The sequence below is a fragment of the Streptomyces triticagri genome (assembly GCF_003429565.1).
GTDB classification, from domain to species: Bacteria; Actinomycetota; Actinomycetes; order Streptomycetales; family Streptomycetaceae; genus Streptomyces; species Streptomyces triticagri.
Window position 1 is genome coordinate 34949 of sequence record NZ_QUAK01000015.1, and the last position, 20280, is coordinate 55228.

Here is a 20280-nt window from a genome sequence, read left to right on the forward strand (position 1 = left end):
GCCTTGTCCTCAAGCGCCGGACGCGTTGGATGTGGTCCACAAAAAGCCCGTCCGGCGCTTGAGGACAAGCACCGGACGGGCTGGAAAGGCCGGAGAGTTACCCCTCAACCCCGAGCTTCGCGAGGATGAGTTCCTTGACGCGGGCCGCGTCCGCCTGCCCCCGCGTCGCCTTCATCACGGCGCCGACCAGCGCCCCCGCCGCCGCGACCTTGCCGCCACGGATCTTGTCCGCGATGGCCTGGTTGCCGGCGATGGCCTCGTCGACCGCCGCGGTCAGCGCGCCCTCGTCGGAGACGACCTTGAGGCCGCGCTTCTCGACGACCGCGTCCGGGTCGCCCTCGCCGTTCAGGACGCCCTCGATCACCTGGCGGGCCAGCTTGTCGTTCAGCTCGCCGGCCGTGACGAGCTCGGCGACCCGGGCGACCTGGGCCGGAGTGATCGGCAGTGCCGCCAGATCCGTACCGTCCTCGTTGGCCCGGCGGGACAGCTCGCCCATCCACCACTTGCGCGCGGATGCGGCGTCCGCGCCCGCCTCGATGGTCGCGGCGATCGGGTCGACCGCGCCGGCGTTGAGGATCGACTGCATGTCGTGCTCGGAGACGCCCCACTCCTCGCGGAGCCGGTTGCGCCGCACCCGCGGCAACTCCGGGAGCCCGGCGCGCAGTTCCTCGACCCACTCGCGCGAGGGCGCGACGGGGACCAGGTCGGGCTCCGGGAAGTACCGGTAGTCCTCGGCCTCCTCCTTGACGCGGCCCGAGGTCGTCGAGCCGTCGTCCTCGTGGAAGTGCCGGGTCTCCTGCACGATCGTGCCGCCGGAGGAGAGCACCGCGGCGTGCCGCTGGATCTCGAAGCGGGCGGCGCGCTCCACGGAGCGCAGCGAGTTGACGTTCTTCGTCTCGGAGCGGGTGCCGAACTTCGCCGTGCCGTTCGGCCGCAGCGAGAGGTTCACGTCGCAGCGCATCTGGCCCTGCTCCATGCGCGCCTCGGACACGCCCAACGCCTTGATGAGCTCGCGCAGTTCGGCGACGTACGCCTTGGCGACCTCGGGGGCACGCTCGCCCGCGCCCTCGATCGGCTTGGTGACGATCTCGATGAGCGGGATGCCCGCGCGGTTGTAGTCGAGCAGCGAGTGCGAGGCGCCGTGGATGCGGCCGGTGGCTCCGCCGACGTGCGTCGACTTGCCGGTGTCCTCCTCCATGTGGGCGCGCTCGATCTCCACACGGAAGATTTCGCCGTCCTCCAGCTGGACGTCGAGATAGCCGTCGAAGGCGATCGGCTCGTCGTACTGGGAGGTCTGGAAGTTCTTCGGCATGTCCGGATAGAAGTAGTTCTTCCGGGCGAAGCGGCACCATTCGGCGATCTCGCAGTGCAGCGCGAGGCCGATCTTGACGGCCGACTCGACGCCGGTCGCATTGACCACCGGAAGCGCGCCGGGCAGGCCGAGGCAGGTGGGGCAGGTCTGCGAGTTCGACTCGGCGCCGAGCTCGGTCGAACAGCCGCAGAACATCTTGGTCTTGGTGCCGAGCTCGACATGGACCTCCAGGCCCATGACGGGGTCGTACGTCGCGAGGGCGTCCTCGTACGAGACCAGGTCGGTGACAGTCACGGTGAAACTTTCCCTCTCAGCCCAGCAGTACGTCGTCGTCGCCGAGCCGCTTGAGCTCGCGATAGAGGATGGCCAGGCCGGTCACGATGGCGGCGGCGGAGACCGCGGCATCCACGAGGCGCAGCATGTCGTCGTCCTTGCGCGCCATCTTGGCCTGCTTGGCGACGCTGATGGCGCCGGCCGCGGTGCTGGCGATCGAGATGTACGCGCCGGTCTTGGACTTCTTGAAGTTCTTGGCCTTCTTTGCCATGGCACTCACAGCGACGGAGCCTCCTCGATCAGCGGGTGGCCCCACTTTTCCACGAAGGCGGCCTCGACGGCAGCGCCCACCTTGTACAGGCGCTCGTCCTTGGTGGCGGGGGCGATGATCTGCAGACCGACCGGCAGGCCGTCCTCCGGCGCGAGGCCGCAGGGCAGCGACATGGCGGCGTTGCCCGCCAGGTTGGTCGGGATGGTGCACAGGTCGGCCAGGTACATGGCCATCGGGTCGTCGGCGCGCTCGCCGATCGGGAAGGCCGTGGTCGGCGTGGTGGGCGAGACGAGCACGTCCACCTGCTCGAAGGCCTTCTCGAAGTCCTGGGTGATCAGGGTGCGCACCTTCTGCGCGCTGCCGTAGTACGCGTCGTAGTACCCGGAGCTCAGGGCGTACGTGCCGAGCATGATCCGGCGCTTGACCTCGTCGCCGAAGCCGGCCTCGCGGGTGAGCGCGGTGACGTCCTCGGCGGAGCGCGTGCCGTCGTCGCCGACCCGGAGGCCGTAGCGCATGGCGTCGAAGCGGGCCAGGTTGGACGAGCACTCGGAGGGCGCGATCAGGTAGTACGCGGCGAGCGCCTTGTCGAAGGACGGACAGGAGATCTCCACGACCTCCGCGCCCAGTTCCTTCAGCAGCTCGACGGCCTCGTTGAAGCGCTGGACGACGCCGGCCTGGTAGCCCTCGCCGGCGAACTCCTTGACGACGCCGACCCGCATGCCCGCGACCGAGCCGCTGCGTGCCGCCTCGACGACCGGCGGGACCGGGGCGTCGATGGAGGTCGAGTCGAGCGGGTCGTGCCCGGCGATGGCCTCGTGCAGGAGGGCCGCGTCGAGCACGGTCCTGGCGCAGGGGCCGCCCTGGTCGAGCGAGCTGGAGAAGGCGACCATGCCGTACCGGGAGACCGCGCCGTAGGTGGGCTTGACGCCGACCGTGCCGGTGACGGCGGCGGGCTGCCGGATGGAGCCGCCGGTGTCGGTGCCGATCGCGAGCGGCGCCTGGTACGAGGCGAGCGAGGCGCTGGAGCCGCCGCCGGAGCCGCCGGGGATCCGGGTGAGGTCCCAGGGGTTTCCGGTCGGTCCGTACGCGCTGTTCTCGGTGGAAGAGCCCATGGCGAACTCGTCCATGTTGGTCTTGCCGAGGATCACCACGTCGGCGGCCTTGAGGCGCTGCGTCACGGTGGCGTCGTACGGCGGGATCCAGCCCTCGAGGATCTTGGAGCCGACGGTGGTAGGGATGCCTTCGGTGGTGAAGATGTCCTTCAGGGCGAGCGGGACGCCGGCCAGCGGGCCGAGCTTCTCGCCGCGCTCGCGCTTGGCGTCGACGGCGCGCGCCTGGGCGAGTGCGCCCTCGCGGTCGACGTGCAGGAAGGCGTGCACCTTCTCGTCGACGGCCTCGATACGGGCGAGGTGCGCCTCGGTGACCTCGACGGCGGTGAGCTCACCGGCGGCGATCTTCGCCGCGATCTCGGCGGCGGTGAGCTTGATGATGCTGTCCGTCATGGTGATCAGTCCTCCCCCAGGATCTGCGGGACCTTGAACTTCTGCTGCTCCTGGGCGGGTGCGCCGGACAGCGCCTGCTCCGGGCTGAGCGACGGCCGTACCTCGTCCGCACGCATGACGTTCGTCAGCGGCAGCGGGTGCGAGGTGGGCGGTACGTCTTGGTCGGCGACCTCGGATACGCGGGCGACGGCGCCGATGATGTCGTCGAGCTGTCCGGCGAAGTGGTCGAGCTCCTCGTCCTTCAGCTCCAGACGTGCGAGGCGGGCGAGATGAGCGACCTCCTCACGCGTGATGCCAGGCATGAAGATCCTCACGGGGTGAGTGTGGGTGTACGTGGTTCTGTGTTTCCGTGGCTCAATCCTATGGGGCGTGGACCGATGCCTGGTCCCTGCGTAATTCAAGCCCCTCCGGATTCAAGCCCCTCCGGCGTTCGAGGTGGGGGTGCCCCCTGCTCGAGCGGAGCCGAGAGCTTGCGGGAGGGGTCCGGGGCGGAGCCCCGAGTCGGTCGCGGGCGGCGAGGACGGCTCCTCGGGCTCGTCCTCGCTCTCGGCCGACGGCGAAGGCGGCAATTGCGGAGCGGTGTTCGAGGAGGCCGACTCCACCTCCGCCGCCGCGCCCGCCGCCAGGCGATTCGGTCGCTGCCACCCCCGGGCCCCCCGGGCCCGCAGCCACGCCGTCGTCTCGTCCGGCGGCATCGCGGCCGCGACCAGCCAGCCCTGCACCGCGTCGCAGCCCAGATCCCGCAGCCGCTCCCAGGTCTCGTCGTCCTCGACGCCCTCGGCCACCACCAGGAGTCCGAGGGAATGCGCGAGGTCGACCGTGCAGCGCACGATCTCCGCGTCCTCGGTGTCGACGGCGAGCCGGGCGACGAACGACCGGTCGATCTTCAGCTCGCTGACCGGCAGCCGGCGCAGGTGGACCAGCGAGGAGTACCCCGTGCCGAAGTCGTCGAGGGACATCTTGACGCCGTGTCCGGTGAGCGCGGCGAGTGTGTCGGCCGCCCGCTGCGGGTCCTCGAGGAGCACATGCTCGGTGATCTCCAGCTGGAGCGCGCCCGCCGGGACGCCGTGCCGGGCGAGCCGCGCGGCGACCGCGCCGGCGAAGCCGGGGCTGTGCACGTCGCGCGGTGAGACGTTCACCGCGACCGGGACGTTCAGCCCCTTGGCCTGCCAGACCGCGACCTGGGCGAGGGCCGTCTCCAGGACGTACTCGGTGAGATGCGGCATCAGGCCGGACGACTCGGCGATCGCGATGAACTCGTCCGGCGGGACCTTGCCGCGCTCCGGATGCACCCAGCGCACCAGCGCCTCGAGGCCGGCCACCTGGCCGTCGAAGCGGACCTTTGGCTGGTAATGCAGCTCGACCTCGCCCGCATCCAGGGCACGCCGCAGGTCGCCGAGGAGTCCGAGCCGGTCGGGGGTGTTGGAGTCGCGCTTCGACTCGTAGACCTCGACGCCCGTACGGTCCCGCTTGGCCTGGTACATCGCGACGTCGGCCCGGCGCAGCAGCCCTTCCACGTCCGGCGCGTGGTCCGGGAAGACGGCGAGCCCGGCGCTGGCCTCCAGGACCAGGGTGAGGCCGTCCAGGTCGAGCGGGGAGCTGAGCTCGGCGGCCAGTGTGCGGGCGATGCGCTTGGCGCTGGTGGCCGAGTCGCAGGCGGGCAGCAGCACCGCGAACTCGTCGCCGCCGAGCCGGGCCGCCTCCGCGCCCTTCGGCAGAGCGTGGCGGAGCCGGTCGGCGATCTGCAACAGGAGCCTGTCACCGGCGAGATGACCGAGTGTGTCGTTCACCGAACGGAATCGGTCGAGGTCGATCAGGACGAGCGCGGAGCGCGATCCGACCTGCTCCGCATCGTCGAGGGCCGTCCAGGCGCGCTCCAGGAGCCACTGCCGGTTGGGCAGTCCGGTGAGCGGGTCGCGCAGCTGCTCCTCGGCCCGCACCCGGGCCATCCACAATGTGGAGTCGAGCGCGATCAGCGGTACGGCGAAGAGCGGCAGGACCACCGGAAGGGCCACGGCGACCACGCAGATCAGCGGGGCGATGCCGAGCAGCGCGCCGCAGACGAGGGCCTGCCGGACCAGCGCGGTACGCGCCGCGGTGGGCAGTCCCACGGGATGCGGCGCGTGCACGCACCAGAGCAGCAGCCGGGTGGTCACCAGATAGGCGGCGGCGACCAGCGCTATCTCGGGGGCCGACCAGAAGGTCCAGTCGATCGGTGACCACGGGGACTCCACCGAGGGCGCCTGGCCGAAGGCGCCGAGGACCAGTGCGCCCACGCCGATGCCCACGATGTCGACGGCGCCGTGCAGGACGCCCTGCCACCAGCGGTTGCGCCGGGCGGCGGCGACCAGGACGACCACGGTCAGACTGACCATGGCCGCGGGCACCCAGCCGTAGAGCAGCAGGACCGCGAGCGTGAGGGCGGCGCCCGAGCCGGTGCCGCCCCACCATCGTCCGCGTCCGAGGGCGACCAGGTGACCGACGATGACGCCGGTCAGCGCGGCCAGCGCCCAGCCCACCGTGGAGCCCGGGAACAGTGCGTGCTCCCCTATGAACGCCCGGGCGAAGCCCACGGCGAGCAGGGCGAGGGCCGCGGTCACGACGGTGCCGGGCAGGGCGCGCAGCGCGATGCGGCGCAGCCGAACTCCGGTGTCGGCGCTCTCGGTCGGTCCCATTCCCGTCCCTCTCACGGCCGGCCGCCCCTGCCTGGTGGGCCGTGCCGGAAGTCAGCCGTGCACCGTGTCCGGGCCTTCCGCCTCCGCGCTCCGGTGGAGCGGGAGCCGGCCCCCGTCGCTCGAGGGGCCTGCGGGGCACGGCTTGCGCACCCCTCAACAGTAGGCTGCAGAAGGCCTCCACGGGCAGCGGTCGACCACGGTTGCCCGAATGCGACCCAGCCACCCGTATGCATCTGGTATGCGCCGAACGGGTGGCCTTCAACCGCTATTCCTCGGCCGGGAGGGCCATTTCGCGGGCCGCGTCCGGGCCTTGGTCGAGCAGAACGGCGAAGCCCGACTCGTCCAGAACCGGCACCTTGAGCTGCATCGCCTTGTCGTACTTCGATCCCGGGTTGTCCCCGACCACCACGAATCCGGTCTTCTTCGAAACGGATCCGGTGACCTTGGCGCCGCGGCTCTGCAGCGCCTCCTTTGCGCCGTCCCGGGTATGGCCGACAAGCGTCCCTGTCACGACGACGGTGAGGCCGGCGAGCGGCCGGGGGCCCTCCTCGCCCGCGCCCTCCTCCTCCATCCGCACGCCCGCGGCCCGCCACTTGCGCAGGATCTCGCGGTGCCAGTCCACCTCGAACCACTGCTTGAGGGAGGCCGCGATCGTCGGTCCGACGCCCTCGACGGCCGCGAGCTCCGCCTCGTCCGCCTGCTCGATGCGCTCCAGGGAGCGGAATTCGCGGGCGAGCGCCTCGGCGGCGACCGGGCCGACATGGCGGATCGACAGACCGGTGAGCACGCGCGCGAGGGGGCGCTCCTTGGCCGCCGCGATGTTCTCCAGCATGGCCAGGGTGTTGGTCTTGGCCTCGCCCTTCTGATTGGCGAAGAAGGTGACGACCTTGTCCTCGCCGGTCTTCGGGTCCCGCTTCGGCAGGCCGGTGTCCTGGTCGAGGACGTACGACTTGATGGGGAGCAGCTGCTCGACGGTCAGGTCGAAGAGGTCGCCCTCATCCCGCAGCGGCGGCTCGGCGGGCTCGAGGGGCTGGGTCAGGGCGGTGGCGGCGACATAGCCGAAGTTCTCGATGTCGAGGCATTTGCGGCCGGCCAGGTAGAAGAGGCGCTCGCGCAACTGGGCCGGGCAGGAGCGGGAGTTGGGACAGCGCAGGTCGATGTCCCCCTCCTTCATGGGCCGCAGCGCCGTGCCGCATTCGGGGCACTCGGCAGGCATCACGAACTCCCGCTCGCTGCCGTCCCGCAGATCGGCGACCGGGCCGAGGATCTCCGGGATGACGTCCCCCGCCTTGCGCAGCACCACCGTGTCGCCGATGAACACGCCCTTGGCCTTGACCACGTCCTGGTTGTGCAGGGTGGCGAACTCGACCTCGGAGCCGGCCACGGTCACCGGCTCGACCTGGGCGTACGGAGTGACGCGGCCGGTGCGGCCGACGCCCACCTTGATGTCGACCAGCTTGGTGTTGACCTCCTCCGGCGGGTACTTCCAGGCGATCGCCCAGCGCGGGGCGCGCGAGGTGCTGCCGAGCCGGCCCTGCAGCGGGATCTCGTCGAGCTTGACGACGACGCCGTCGATCTCGTGCTCCACCGAGTGGCGGTTCTCGCCGTAGTACGTGATGAAGTCCCGTACGCCCGCGAGGTCGTCCACCACGCGCGCGTGGGTGGTGGTGGGCAGGCCCCACTCCCGCAGCAGCTCGTACGCGTGCGAGAGGCAGTCGATGTCGAAGCCCTCGCGGGCGCCGATGCCGTGCACCACCATGTGCAGCGGCCGGGTGGCGGTGACCCGCGGATCCTTCTGGCGCAGGGAACCGGCCGCCGCGTTGCGCGGGTTGGCGAAGGGCTTGTCGCCGGCCTCCACCAGGCGGGCGTTCAGCTCCTCGAAGCCGTCCATCGGGAAGAAGACCTCGCCCCTGATCTCCACCAGGTCGGGGATGCGGTCACCCTGGAGGCGCTCCGGGATGTCCATGATCGTACGGACATTGGGCGTGATGTCCTCGCCGGTGCGGCCGTCGCCGCGGGTGGCTCCGCGGGTCAGCCTGCCGTGCTCGTACGTCAGATTGACCGCGAGGCCGTCGATCTTGAGCTCGCAGAGGAAGTGGTGGTCGCCGGTGCCGACCTCCTTGGCCACGCGGTCGGCCCAGGAGGCGAGCTCCTCGTCGTCGAAGGCATTGTCCAGGGAGAGCATGCGCTCGCGGTGCTCGACGGAGGCGAAGTCCGTCTCGTAGGCGCCCGCGACCTTCTGGGTGGGCGAATCGGGGGTACGGAGCTCGCCGTACTGCTCCTCGAGCGCCTCGAGGGAACGAAGGAGCCGGTCGAACTCGCCGTCGCTGACGACCGGTTGATCCTTCACGTAGTACCGGAAGCGGTGCTCCTCGATCTGCTCGGCGAGCTCCGCGTGCTGCTCCCGTACCTGGGCGGGCACCGATGATTGCTGTGCGTCCTTGTCGCCGGCCACTTCTTTACGTCCTCCCGTTACTCAGGGTTGTCCGCGAGCGATCTCGCCGCCCGGACGCACTGGGCAAGTGCCGCGCGGGCGTACCCGGGAGAGGCTCCCGCGAGACCGCACGACGGCGTGACGACGACCGAGTCCGCGAGGGAGCCCGGAGGCAGTCCAAGGCTGCGCCACAGCGTCCTGACACCACTGACGTTACTGGCCGGGTCTGACAATGGGGCGTCCACGGACGGCACGACGCCGGCGAAGAGCACCGCGCCGGCCTCCACCGCCTCGCCGATCGTCTCCTCGTCACGCTCGGTGAGCAGTCCGGCGTCGAAGGAGACTCCGGACACTCCGGCCCTGCGGAGCAGCGCGAACGGCACGTCGGGCGCGCAGGAGTGCACGATCGACCGCCCCTCGTGCGCGGCGAGGACGTCGCGCAGGGCGTCCTCGGCGAGCTGCCGGTCCACCGCCCGATGCGTCCGGTACCCGCTGGCCGTTCCGACCTGCCCGCGCAGCACCGCGGTCAGGGACGGCTCGTCGAGCTGAAGGACCACATCGGCGCCGGGCACCCTGCGGGCCACCTCGGCGAGGTGCTCGCGCAGGCCTTCGGCCAGCGACGCCGTGAGGTCGCGGCAGGCTCCGGGATCGCCCAGTGCCGCCTCTCCGCCGCGGAGTTCGAGCGCGGCGGCGAGGGTCCAGGGGCCGACGGCCTGCACCTTGAGGGGGCCGCGGTAGCCCTGGGTGAACTCCTCCAGGGCGTCCAGGTCCTCGCCGAGGTACGAGCGGGCGCGCCGCGTGTCGCGGCCGGGCCGGTCGCTGATCCGCCAGCCGCTGGGCTCCACGTGCGCGTACATCTCGACGAGCAGTCCGATGGTGCGGCCGATCATGTCGGCGCCCGGCCCGCGCGCGGGGAGTTCGGGCAGGAAGGGGAAGTCCTCGAAGGTGCCGGTGACGGTCTTGGCCGCTTCCCGGGAGTCGGTGCCGGGCATCGAGCCGATGCCGGTCGCGGGGCCGAAGTTCACCGCGACCGCCGTCCCGGACGCACCGTCAGGTCGTGGACGGCGGCGTCGCGCGGCAGGTCGAGGGCGGTGAGGACGGTGGTGGCCACCGATTCCGGGTCGATCCAGTCGGCGGCGTCGTACTCCTTGCCCTCCTGCTGGTGCACCTTGAGCTGCATGGGGCTCGCGGTGCGGCCGGGGTAGACGGAGGTGACCCGGACTCCGTTCGCCTGCTCCTCCTGGCGCAGCGAGTCCGCGAGGGCCTTCAGACCGTGCTTGGAGGCGGCGTACGCGGACCAGCCGGCGCTCGCGCGGAGACCGGCGCCGGAGTTCACGAAGAGCACCTGCCCCTGGGAGAGGCGCAGTTGGGGCAGGAAGTGCCGGGTGAGTTCGGCCGGGGCGACCAGATTGACGTCCAGCTGGGCGCGCCAGACCTTCGGGGTCAGCTCGCCCACTTCGCCGAGGTCGACGATGCCGGCGATGTGCAGCAGGCTGTCGACCCGCTCGGGCACGGACTGGTGGGAGAACGCCCAGGAGAGCCGCTCCGGTTCGGCCAGGTCGCCGACGAGGGTGCGGGCGCCGGGCAGCTCCGCGGCCAGTTCCTTGGCCCGGCCGGCGTCCCGGGCGAGCAGGACCAGCTCGTCCCCGCGCGCGTGCAGCCGGCGGGCCACGGCCGCGCCGATGCCGGAACCCGCCCCGGTGATCACATGTGTAGCCATGCGCACCATCGTCGCATCAGGCGGCGGCCCGTTATGCCGGCGTCACTGCAGGCCGGCGGACTCCTCCAGGTAGGCGAGGGCGGCCACGGGCTCCTCGGCGAAGAAGACGAGGTCGGTCAGCGGGAGCGGCAGGAAGCCCTCGGCGTCCATGCGCTGGAACTGCTCCTTGAGGCCGTCGTAGAAGCCCGCCGCGTTGAGCAGGACCACCGGCTTGGTGTGGTGGCCGTGCTTCTTGAGCTCGAGGATCTCGGTGGCCTCGTCCAGGGTGCCGGTACCGCCGACCATGACGACCACGGCGTCGGCCTTCTCCAGGAGCACCGCCTTGCGCTCCGCCAGGTCCCGTGCGACGACCATCTCGTCGGCGCCCGTACGGGCCTTGGCGCTGAGGAAGTCGACCGAGACACCGACGAGCCGGCCGCCCGACTCCTGCACTCCGTCCGCGACGACCTTCATCAGGCCCACGTCGGACCCGCCCCACACCAGGGTGTGACCGCCCCTGCCGAGCAGTTCGGCGAACTCCCGCGCGGGAGTGGTGTAACGGTCGTCGAGGTCGGCGGCGGATAGGAAGACACAGATGTTCATGAGGGTCACGCTACGACGGGCCCTCACGCGCGCGTGAAGGGGTCGGAAGAACCCGCGCAGGGGTCGGAAGAACCGGCGCCGTCAGGGCGCTGTACGAGGTGGCGTCCCAGGACCTGGAGACGTGATTCCCGCAGCCGTGGCCCGATGGAGGACGGATTCGTGACCGAGGAACACCGCATCACGGTCGAACGCAGCACCAGGCGCATCACGGTGACCCGCGACGCGCGCGTGCTCGCCGACAGCTCACGCGCGCTGCTGCTGCACGAGACCGGCTACCCGGTGCGCTACTACCTGCCGCCGGAGGACGTCAGGACCGATCTGCTGTCACCGTCGACCACGCACACGTACTGCCCGTACAAGGGCACCGCCGCCTACTGGTCGCTGCCGGACGCCCCCGATCTGGCCTGGTACTACCCGGACCCGAAGCCGTCGGTGGCGGAGATCCGGCACCATGTGTGCTTCTACGAGGTCGATCCCGACGACGCGCAGGACAACCCGCTGGACGCACAGGAGAACCCGCAGCACGACCCGCAGTAGGCAGCGATTTTCCGCGCACACCGATGAGTTCGCCGGGGCACCGGAGTCTGCACCGGCATGGAAGACATCTCTTTCGTGCACTCACCCGACGGCACACCCATCGCCCACCGGCGCACCGGGGACGGCCCGCCCGTGGTGATCGTCAGCGGCGCCCTGTGCACGGCCTCCGACGAGTCACCACTCGCCGACGAGCTGGCCGCGCAGGGGTTCACCGCGGTCGCGTACGACCGGCGCGGCCGCGGCGCGAGCGGCGACACCGGCCCGTACGCGGTGGCCAGGGAGGTCGAGGATCTGGCGGCGGTGATCGAGGCCGCGGGCGGCTCCGCGTTCGTGTACGGCACTTCCTCGGGTGCCGCGCTCGCCTTCGAGGCGGCCGCTGCCGGACTGCCGGTCACCGGGGTCGCCGGGTACGAGCCTCCGATGACGACCGACGATGACGGCACCCCGGGCCGCCTCGCGCACTCCGCCCGGCTGCAGGAGCTGATCGCGTCCGGCCGGCACGACGTCGCGGTGGCGCATTTCGTCTCGGGCACGGGAGCGCCCGCGGAGGTCATCGAGGAGCTGCGCGGCACCGAGGCCTGGGCGGGCTGGGTGGCCCTGGCCCCCAGCATCGGCTACGACTACGCGGTGCTCGGCGACAGCCTCGTCCCGGTGGACCGGATGGCCCGGATCACGGTGCCGCTGCTGGTGATGAACGGCACGAAGAGCTTCGACTTCATGGTCCCCGCCGCCGAGTTGATCGCACGGACCGCGCCCCGTGGCCGTCACCGGCTCCTCGAGGGCCAGACCCACGAGGTGGATCCTGCGGTCCTGGCGCCGGTCCTGTGTGAGTTCGCCCTGGGGTGACCGTCGGGCCTGGTCCCGCCGTGTCCGCCGGTCGGTCAGACCGTCGCCGTCGCGCGCGTGGTCGACGCGATGGTGGCCGAGCCGACCACCCGGGTGCCGTCGTACAGGACGACCGCCTGCCCGGGCGCCACGCCCCGTACGGCCTCGGTGAAGGTCACGGACAGCTCGTCGCCGGCCGGCTCCACGCGGACCGGGGTCTCCTCGCCGTGCGCCCGCAGCTGCGCCGTGTACTCCCCTGCGGTGGCCGGCGCGGTCCCGCACCAACGGGGCTTGATCGCGGTCAGCGCGGTGACGTCCAGAGCCTCGAGGGGGCCGACCGTCACCGTGTTGTTCACCGGTGAGATGTCCAGGACGTAGCGGGGCTTGCCGTCCGGCGCCGGGGTGCCGATGCGCAGGCCCTTGCGCTGGCCGATGGTGAAGCCGTACGCGCCCTCGTGGGAGCCGAGACGGGTGCCCGACTCGTCGACGATGTCGCCCTCCGCGCGCCCGAGGCGGGAGGCGAGGAAGCCCTGGGTGTCGCCGTCGGCGATGAAGCAGATGTCGTGGCTGTCGGGCTTCTTGGCGACCGCGAGGCCACGCCGCTCGGCCTCCGCGCGGATCTCGTCCTTGGTGGTGACGGTGTCGCCGAGCGGGAAGAGGGCGTGCGCGAGCTGCCGCTCGTCCAGGACGCCGAGGACGTAGCTCTGGTCCTTGGCCATGTCGGAGGCGCGGTGCAGCTCCCTGTTGCCCTCGGAATCCACGGCCACGCGCGCGTAGTGCCCGGTGCACACGGCGTCGAATCCGAGCGCAAGGGCCTTGTCCAGGAGGGCGGCGAACTTGATCTTCTCGTTGCACCGCAGGCACGGATTGGGGGTGCGGCCGGCCTCGTACTCGGCGACGAAGTCCTCGACCACGTCCTCACGGAAGCGCTCGGCGAGGTCCCAGACGTAGAACGGGATGCCGATCACATCGGCCGCGCGGCGGGCGTCGCGGGAGTCCTCGATCGTGCAACAGCCGCGGGCGCCGGTCCTGAAGGACTGCGGGTTCGCGGAGAGTGCGAGGTGGACTCCGGTGACGTCGTGTCCCGCCTCGGCGGCACGGGCGGCGGCGACGGCGGAGTCGACCCCTCCGGACATGGCGGCGAGGACACGGAGGCGGCGCGGGGGCGTGGCATCAGCAGTCATAACTCCTCCAGAGTAGTCGGAACCATCCACTGCCCTTCGAGCGTTTTCGGTGTCCGTGGGCCCTGCAGGCACCACGCGGTGCGGGGAGGTACGGGGAGAGGTGTTGGTTTCATGGCCGAGGAGGGCATCAGCCGGCGCAAGCTGCTGATCGGCGGCGGCGTGACCGTCGCCGCGGGCACGGCGGCGCTGGCGTACCGGGAGGAGCTGTCCCGGCTCTGGTGGCAGGTCCCGGGCATCGACAAGCAGCGCACGGAGGGCGAGGTCGACCAGCCGGGCGCCCAGTGGATCGCGGCGTCGCGGGCCAATCTGAGGTACGCGGACCGGCCCGCCGACTTTCCGATCGACCGCATCGTCGTGCATGTCACGGAGGGCAGCTTCGACACGGCGGTACGGGTGTTCCGCGATCCGATGCACGCGGCCGCCGCGCATTATGTGATCCGGGCGAAGGACGGTCATGTGACCCAGATGGCCCGCGAGTTGGACGTCGCCTTCCACGCGGGGAACAGGGAGTACAACGAGCGCAGTATCGGCATCGAGCACGAGGGCTTCGTGGACAGGGAGTCGTCGTTCACGAAGGTCATGTACGAGGCGTCGGCCCGCCTGGCGGCGGACATCTGCGCGCGGTACGGGATACCCGTGGACCGCAAGCACATCATCGGCCACGACGAGGTGCCGCGGGCCACCCACACGGACCCCGGGAAGCACTGGGACTGGGACCGCTACATGAAGCTGGTCCGGGCGGCCGCGAAGCAGCAGGCCTGAGGCCGGAGCCGCGGCTCAGCTCAGACCGGCGGCCCGCGCCCGCTCCACCGCGGGCCCGATCGCCTTGGCGACGGCCTTCACGTCCTCGTGGGTGGTGGTGTGGCCGAGCGAGAAGCGCAGCGTGCCGCGCGCGAGTTCGGGGTCGGTGCCGGTGGCGAGCAGCACATGGCTCGGCTGGGCCACACCGGCCGTGCACGCCGAGCCGGTGGAGCAGGCGATGCCCTGGGCGTCGAGCAGCAGCAGGAGCGAGTCGCCCTCGCAGCCGGGGAAGATGAAGTGCGCGTTCGCGGGCAGCCGGCCCGGGATGCCGTCGGGACCCGCCGGTGCCGGGTCGCCGCCGAGGATCGCGTCGGGCACGGCGGCCAGCACGGCGGTGACCAGTTCGTCGCGCAGCGCGCCGATCTCGCGGGCGAAGCGCTCCTGGTCCTGTGCGGCGAGCCGGGCCGCCACGGCGAACGAGGCGGCGGCGGGCACGTCCAGCGTCCCGGAGCGCACTTGTCGCTCCTGCCCGCCGCCGTGCAGCACGGGCACGGGCGCGTACTCGCGGCCGAGCAGCAGCGCGCCGATTCCGTACGGCCCACCGATCTTGTGCCCGCTGACCGCCATCGACGCGAGGCCCGAGGCGTCGAAGTCGACGGGGAGCTGGCCGAAGGCCTGCACGGCGTCGGAATGCAGCGGAATCTGGAACTCCGCGGCCACGTCCGCGAGTTCACGCACGGGCTGCACGGTGCCGATCTCGTTGTTGGCCCACATGACGGTGGCCAGCGCGACGTCGGCGGGGTTGCGGGCGATGGCCTCGCGCAGCGCCTCGGGGTGCACCCGCCCGTGGCCGTCGACGGGCAGGTACTCGACGGTGGCGCCCTCGTGCTCACCGAGCCAGTGCACGGCGTCGAGCACGGCATGGTGCTCGACGGGGCTGCACAGCACCCGCGTCCTGGCCGGATCCGCGTCCCGGCGCGACCAGAAGAGCCCCTTCACCGCGAGGTTGTCCGCCTCGGTGCCGCCCGAGGTGAGCACCACCTCGCTGGGCCGGGCACCGAGCGCCTCGGCGAGCGTCTCGCGGGCCTCCTCGACGGTGCGCCGTGCCTGCCGCCCCGCCGCGTGCAGCGAAGAGGCGTTGCCGACGACGGAGAGGTGCGCGGTCATCGCCTCGATGGCTTCGGGAAGCATCGGCGTGGTCGCGGCGTGGTCGAGATAGGCCATGATGCCGTCGATTCTACGAGCCGCCGGAGGCCCCAACGCCCGGCGGTGGCACAGATACGGTGTCCGGCGAGCAGTGGAGAGCCACGGCCGGCCTGCACCGCACCCCTGGCCCCGCCCTCCGGTTCACCCCCGTGGCGCCCGGGCCAGCTGCCGGGACTGGGCGACGAGGCGGCCCGCGGTGTCCCAGACCTCGGCGTCCTCCTCCAGGAAGCCGCCCGCGAGATTGCGGGTGGTGATGGCGACGCGGAGCGGTCCGGGCGCGGGGCGGCAGCGGATGTGCACGGTCAGCTCGACCGTCGGCACCCAGCCCTTGATGCCGAGTTCGAAGGCGGTCGGCGGCAGGGCGTCCACCGCGAGCAGCAGCGACAGCGGGTCGGCGTCACGGCCGTCGGCCAGGCCGAACCAGGACCGCATCTCGCCCTTGCCGGAGGGCGCTCCGAGCGCCCAGCCGAGCGTCGCAGGGTCGAGTTTCAGCCAGAGCCGCTCGGTGATCGCGGAGCTGCCGGGCACCGGGGCCGGCCCGTCCTCGGGGCCGAAGCAGTGCTCGACGGGCGGGATGTCCGGCGGCGCGGCGCTGGTGCGCACCTCGTCCGGCAGTGCGTCGAGATCCCCGTACGAGGCGAGTACGCGGATCCGCTCGATCTCGCGGCCCTCCGCGTCGTACTGGAAGAGCGAGGCCTGGCCGGTGGACAGGGTGCGGCCGCCGCGGACGAGTTCGGTGCGCACCACCGCGGGCCCCGGCTGCGACGCGGTGAGGTAGTGCGCGGACACGGTGAACGGGTCGGAGTGCGGCAGCGCGTCGGAGAGGGCACGGCCGAGGACCGCGAGCAGATAGCCGCCGTTGACCGCGTTGATGATCGTCCAGCCCGCGGAGAGTTCGGCGTCGTAGACGCCGGGCTCGCGCCGCGTCACCGCGGTGTCGCGGTCGAACTCGCTGTCGCCGACGGCCGCGCGCGTGCCGCCCTGTGTCGTGCCCTGAGTCATGTGCTGCACGGTACAACAAGTAATTACTGAGCGGTAGCTTTATCCGGGAGGGTGCCGGGACGGCCGCTCACGCCTCGTCCGGCGTCGCCGACCTGCGGTTCCAGGCCCGCGGGGCCCGCCAGTGGAAGTGCATCGCGAGCATCCGCAGCGAGAAGGCGGTGATCACCGCGAGGCCGCTGGTCAGCGGATTCAGGGCGTCGTAGCGCAGACACAGGGCGACCATGCCCGCGCCGACCATGGCCGGTACCGCGTACAGATCGCGGTCCCAGCGCAGCAGCGACGGCACCTCGTTGGCCAGCACATCGCGCAGCACGCCGCCACCGACGGCGGTGGCCAGGCCGAGGGTCGCGGACGCGGTGAGCCCGAGCCCGTACTCGTACGCCTTCACGGTGCCCGTGACGCAGAAGAGGCCGAGCCCGGCGGCGTCGAAGGTGCTGACCGCCCGGTTGATCCGCGTCACCTCGGGATGCAGGAAGTACACGAGCGTGGCGGCCACGAGCGGGGTCACGAAGTAGGCCAGGTCCGTGAAGGCGGCCGGCGGCACCGCACCGATCACCAGGTCACGGAAGAGGCCGCCGCCCACCGAGGTCACGGTCGCGAGCACCGCGATGCCGAACACGTCGAAGTTCTTGCGTACGGCGAGCAGCGCTCCGGAGATCGCGAAGACGAAGATCCCCGCCACATCGAGCCCGTGCTGGACGGAGGGTGTGAAGAAGTCCTGGAACACCCGGCCATTCTGCCGGGACCGGGCACGCGCCCAGAACCGCCCGCGCCCGGCGCACGGCCACGGGGGGGGGAGCCGCCCCCGAGGGGGAAGTCGGCCGTGCGGCGGGCGCGGGGCGGGGCGTGCCGGTCGGGAGGGGCACACCCCGCGCAGGGGTCAGTCCAGTGGCTCGATCCGGACGTTCCGGAAGCGGACCTTGTTGTCGTGGTCCTGCAGCTTGATCGCTCCGGCTGCCGGGCCCTCCGGTGCCCCGTTCCCGGTCGGGCCGTCGATGGCGACGTCGTCGTGGATCTGTTCGCCGTTCCACACGACGCTGACCCGGGCGTCCTCGGTCTTGTTGCCCTCCTCGTCGAAGCGGGCGCCCTTGAAGACGATGTCGTACGACTGCCAGGTCTCCGGCGCCGTGGCCGCGTTCACGTCCGGTGGCTTCTGCTGATAGATGGCTCCCGCGTCGTCGTCGGCCGGGTTCTCCTTGCCGTAGGAGTCCAGGATCTGGATCTCGTAGCGCTCCTGGATGTAGATGCCGCTGTTGGCGCGGTCCTGACCGGTGACGTCGTCCGGGAGATTCGGCAGCCAGAACTCCACGTGCAGCTTGAAGTCGCGGAAGCTCTGCTTGGTCCGCAGATCGCCCTCGTCGACCTCGATCACGTCGTCCGTCACCGGCCAGGACGGCGCATCCCCGTTCGGATGCTGCCAGTTGGCGAGGCTCGCCGCCCCGTCGAAGAGCTGGATCGGGGCGCCCTGCGGATTGACGGAGATCATGTCGAGGTTGACGTGGCCGGTGTCCCCGGCGTCGTAGCGGTACGTCACCGTGTTGGCGCCCTTGCGCAGCTCGAGCGCCTCGGTCTCGGAGGACCAGCCGGACCACTCGCCGGTGTCCGGCAGTTTCGACTGGGTCGCCTTCTCGCCGTTGACGTACACGGACAGGGACTTGGTGCCCTTCTCCGGATACCCGCCGTTGGCGTAGCGCAGCGCCACGTCGTACGTACCGGCCTCGTCGGCCTGTACGTCGAAGGTCGCGGAGGCGCCCTCCTCGCCGAATCCGTCCACGAACCCGCTTCCCGAGTAGCCCGCGTGCTCGGTGTCGACGCCCGCGGACCCGGTCAGCCGGGCCTCCTCGGCCTCGTACTGGTTGCTCTTCGGCTGCTCGCCGAGCATCGAATTGAGCGTGTACCAGGCCTCGGTGGACCAGAGCTTCTCGCCTTCCGCAGAGCTGAACGGCTGCGGCGAGCGGACATGCACGACCCGCTTCGGCTTCAGGCCGTCCACGGCGAGCGTGACCTTCTTGCGGTCGTCGGAGAGCTTCGCCGAGCTGACCTTCAGGGTCTCCTCGTCGATCTTCGGGCCGCCGTAGTCCGAGGTCGGGGTGTAGCCCCACTGCTCGACGGTGTACTTCTCCGCCAGCTTCTCCACCGTCTCGTCGGAGAGCGGCTGGGTGTACTCGAGCTCGAAGCCGCCCTCCTTGTGGCGCATGGCGACGATGTCGAAGGCGTTCTCGCCGTTCGGGGAGAGCTTCTGCAGACCGTGCTTGAGCTTGCCCTCCTGGCCCCAGTTGCCGTCGGCGCCGAGTCCGCCGGCGTAGATCGCGCCGTCCGGTCCCTTGCTGATCCGGTTGACGCCGGCCTCCAGGCCCTGGGTGAAGCGGAAGACCGCGCCCTGGTACTCGCCGTCGACCTTCTCCAGATAGCCGCGCTGGATCCCGCCGTACGTGACGTCGCCGAACAGCATCTGCCCGGCGAACGGGCCCTCGTCCAACTGGATCGGATTGCTGGGCGAGTTGGCGATCTCGTTCTGCGGCAGCCAGAGCACCGGCTCGGTCACGGGCTGGTCGTCGAACGGCCCGGCGGGGTTGGTGTAGTGGTTGAAGAAGCGGTCCTGCTTGACGTGCACCAGCTTCGACGAGGGCAGCCAGCCGCCCTGGTTGTCGGTGGCGAAGAGCTCGCCGTCCGGGCCCTTGCCGATGCCGTTGGGGGTGCGCAGCCCGCCGGCGACCCAACTGACCTTGCCCGTCTCCTTGTTGACCTTGATCGTGGCGCCGCGGTCCGGCGCGGGCTGCGGGTCGGTGGTGGCGCCGCCGAGGTCGATGGCCACGGACAGATTGAGGTAGAAGTCGCCGTCCTCGTAGAGCAGTCCGAAGGCGAACTCATGGAAGTTCTCGCCGTACGGCCAGGTGGCGATGGTCTTGTAGTCCTCCATCACACCGTCGCCGTCGCTGTCCCCGAGCTCGGTCAGCTCGTGCTTCTGCGAGACGTAGATCTTGCCGTCCACGACCTTGAGGCCCATCGGCTCGCGCAGACCCTCGGCGACCTTGGTCGCCTTCACCTTGTCGGGTCCGGTGTCGCCGGTGACGTTGTCGAGGAGGTAGACCTCGCCCTCGATGTTGTCGGTGCCGCCCCAGGTACTGATGGCCATCCGGCCGTCGGGCATCCAGTCCATGCCGGTGACCTGCGGCTCGAAGCCCTCCGGCCGCAGATCGGTCAGCTTGTGGTCCGGGCGGACCTCGGTCAGCGGCAGTCCGTCGCCGGGGGTGTCCGTGCTGTCCTCGCACTCCTTCCGGCCGGGCGCGGTGACCCGTACGACGTCGGCGTCGGTGGTCAGGGCCTCGTCCGGTACGACGGCGAAGTCGTCGGCGCCCGGCGGCTTCCAGCCCAGGGTGAGCTGCTGGTCGCCGTCCTTGTCGAAGTACTCGATGCGCAGCGAGTGCGGGCCCTCGGTCAGCTCGACCGTGCCGTCCTTGGGATCGTCGGCCCCGTGCACTCCGTCGTGGTCGACGACCAGCTCGTCGTCGATGTAGAGCCGGGAGCCGTCGTCGCTGGTCAACCGGAAGTCGTACGAACCGTCCGCCGGGGCGTTGATGTTGCCGAGTGCGTGCGCGACGAACTTGTCACTGATGCCGCCGAAGTCCTCGGGTGTCGACCAGTCGATGTTCGGCTTGAGCTCGTCGACGTTCGGCGTCTGGCCCTGCTTGAGGGTGCAGATCTTCTCCAGGGGCGTCTGGACGTCGAAGACGCGCAGCGTGACGCCGGGTTCCTGCGGCGGCAGGTCCTCCGCCTGGGCCGGCGTGGGCGTGGTGAACGCGAGGCCGCCGGCGGCGACCGCGGCGGCGAGCAGCGTGACGAGCCGTCTCCGGCCGCGTGGGAACAGTCGTGAGCTCAAGTCTCCTCCAGCGGAAGGGCCCCGGGGGCGTCCCCGACTCGGGTCGAACCGGGGTCCGTGCGCGCGAAACTCCGAACTGTTGCGGCGCACACGCTAGGAGACTTCGACCGCGCCCGTCCAGACTTTGTCATCAATG

Annotated in this window: 17 protein-coding genes; 3 read left to right on the top strand and 14 right to left on the bottom strand. The window is 71.1% G+C overall.

Going from position 1 to position 20280, the window contains the following annotated elements:
* Positions 1 to 97: 97 nt before the first annotated feature.
* The 9 genes from gatB to DY218_RS02675 form a co-directional block, all read right to left on the bottom strand.
* Complete coding sequence (gene gatB / locus DY218_RS02635; RefSeq protein WP_128554239.1) at positions 98 to 1606, bottom strand: Asp-tRNA(Asn)/Glu-tRNA(Gln) amidotransferase subunit GatB; 1509 nt, start codon at positions 1604 to 1606, stop codon at positions 98 to 100.
* Positions 1607 to 1622: 16 nt separating this feature from the next.
* Entirely contained in the window at positions 1623 to 1856 is a 234-nt protein-coding gene (locus DY218_RS02640; protein WP_128554302.1) for a hypothetical protein, read from the bottom strand.
* Between the two features lie 5 nt (positions 1857 to 1861).
* The gene (gatA, locus tag DY218_RS02645; protein ID WP_128554240.1) at positions 1862 to 3358 is read right to left on the bottom strand and encodes an Asp-tRNA(Asn)/Glu-tRNA(Gln) amidotransferase subunit GatA; all 1497 of its coding nucleotides are present in this window, start codon (positions 3356 to 3358) and stop codon (positions 1862 to 1864) included.
* A 5-nt stretch (positions 3359 to 3363) separates the two neighbouring features.
* Positions 3364 to 3660, bottom strand: a complete 297-nt coding sequence (gatC, locus tag DY218_RS02650; protein WP_128554241.1) for an Asp-tRNA(Asn)/Glu-tRNA(Gln) amidotransferase subunit GatC — start codon at positions 3658 to 3660, stop codon at positions 3364 to 3366.
* 111 nt (positions 3661 to 3771) lie between these two features.
* On the bottom strand, positions 3772 to 6033 hold the full coding sequence (locus DY218_RS02655; protein WP_128554242.1) for a putative bifunctional diguanylate cyclase/phosphodiesterase: 2262 nt from the start codon (positions 6031 to 6033) through the stop codon (positions 3772 to 3774).
* A 265-nt stretch (positions 6034 to 6298) separates the two neighbouring features.
* Entirely contained in the window at positions 6299 to 8488 is a 2190-nt protein-coding gene (ligA, locus tag DY218_RS02660; RefSeq protein ID WP_128554243.1) for an NAD-dependent DNA ligase LigA, read from the bottom strand.
* A gap of 17 nt (positions 8489 to 8505) precedes the next feature.
* On the bottom strand, positions 8506 to 9492 hold the full coding sequence (locus tag DY218_RS02665) for a methionine synthase (protein WP_267899357.1): 987 nt from the start codon (positions 9490 to 9492) through the stop codon (positions 8506 to 8508).
* The gene (locus DY218_RS02670) at positions 9489 to 10196 is read right to left on the bottom strand and encodes an SDR family oxidoreductase (RefSeq protein WP_128554244.1); all 708 of its coding nucleotides are present in this window, start codon (positions 10194 to 10196) and stop codon (positions 9489 to 9491) included. The genes DY218_RS02665 and DY218_RS02670 overlap by 4 nt, the downstream gene beginning before the upstream one ends.
* A 33-nt stretch (positions 10197 to 10229) precedes the next feature.
* Positions 10230 to 10769 carry an LOG family protein gene (locus DY218_RS02675; protein ID WP_199566600.1) on the bottom strand — a complete coding sequence of 180 codons (540 nt, stop codon included), beginning with the start codon at positions 10767 to 10769 and terminating at the stop codon, positions 10230 to 10232.
* A gap of 159 nt (positions 10770 to 10928) precedes the next feature.
* On the opposite strand from DY218_RS02675, the gene DY218_RS02680 reads away from it, so the two are divergent.
* A complete protein-coding gene (locus DY218_RS02680; RefSeq protein WP_128554246.1) occupies positions 10929 to 11306 on the top strand; it encodes a DUF427 domain-containing protein in 378 nt (125 codons plus the stop codon).
* A 57-nt stretch (positions 11307 to 11363) separates the two neighbouring features.
* On the top strand, positions 11364 to 12152 hold the full coding sequence (locus DY218_RS02685; protein WP_128554247.1) for an alpha/beta fold hydrolase: 789 nt from the start codon (positions 11364 to 11366) through the stop codon (positions 12150 to 12152).
* A gap of 35 nt (positions 12153 to 12187) precedes the next feature.
* Here DY218_RS02685 and mnmA read toward each other — a convergent pair whose 3' ends face one another.
* Positions 12188 to 13315 carry a tRNA 2-thiouridine(34) synthase MnmA gene (gene mnmA / locus DY218_RS02690; RefSeq protein ID WP_128554248.1) on the bottom strand — a complete coding sequence of 376 codons (1128 nt, stop codon included), beginning with the start codon at positions 13313 to 13315 and terminating at the stop codon, positions 12188 to 12190.
* 111 nt (positions 13316 to 13426) lie between these two features.
* Here mnmA and DY218_RS02695 point away from each other — a divergent pair, with 111 nt between their 5' ends.
* A complete protein-coding gene (locus tag DY218_RS02695) occupies positions 13427 to 14077 on the top strand; it encodes an N-acetylmuramoyl-L-alanine amidase (protein WP_128554249.1) in 651 nt (216 codons plus the stop codon).
* 15 nt (positions 14078 to 14092) lie between these two features.
* Here the strand turns inward: DY218_RS02695 and DY218_RS02700 are convergent, their stop codons facing one another.
* The 4 genes from DY218_RS02700 to DY218_RS02715 all read right to left on the bottom strand — a co-directional run bounded on the left by DY218_RS02700 (position 14093) and on the right by DY218_RS02715 (position 20144).
* The gene (locus DY218_RS02700) at positions 14093 to 15280 is read right to left on the bottom strand and encodes a cysteine desulfurase family protein (RefSeq protein ID WP_128554250.1); all 1188 of its coding nucleotides are present in this window, start codon (positions 15278 to 15280) and stop codon (positions 14093 to 14095) included.
* 123 nt (positions 15281 to 15403) lie between these two features.
* Complete coding sequence (locus DY218_RS02705) at positions 15404 to 16264, bottom strand: thioesterase family protein (RefSeq protein ID WP_128554251.1); 861 nt, start codon at positions 16262 to 16264, stop codon at positions 15404 to 15406.
* Between the two features lie 67 nt (positions 16265 to 16331).
* The gene (locus tag DY218_RS02710; RefSeq protein WP_128554252.1) at positions 16332 to 16991 is read right to left on the bottom strand and encodes a trimeric intracellular cation channel family protein; all 660 of its coding nucleotides are present in this window, start codon (positions 16989 to 16991) and stop codon (positions 16332 to 16334) included.
* Positions 16992 to 17144: 153 nt separating this feature from the next.
* Positions 17145 to 20144, bottom strand: a complete 3000-nt coding sequence (locus DY218_RS02715; protein WP_128554253.1) for a family 16 glycoside hydrolase — start codon at positions 20142 to 20144, stop codon at positions 17145 to 17147.
* Between the last annotated feature and the right edge of the window lie 136 nt (positions 20145 to 20280).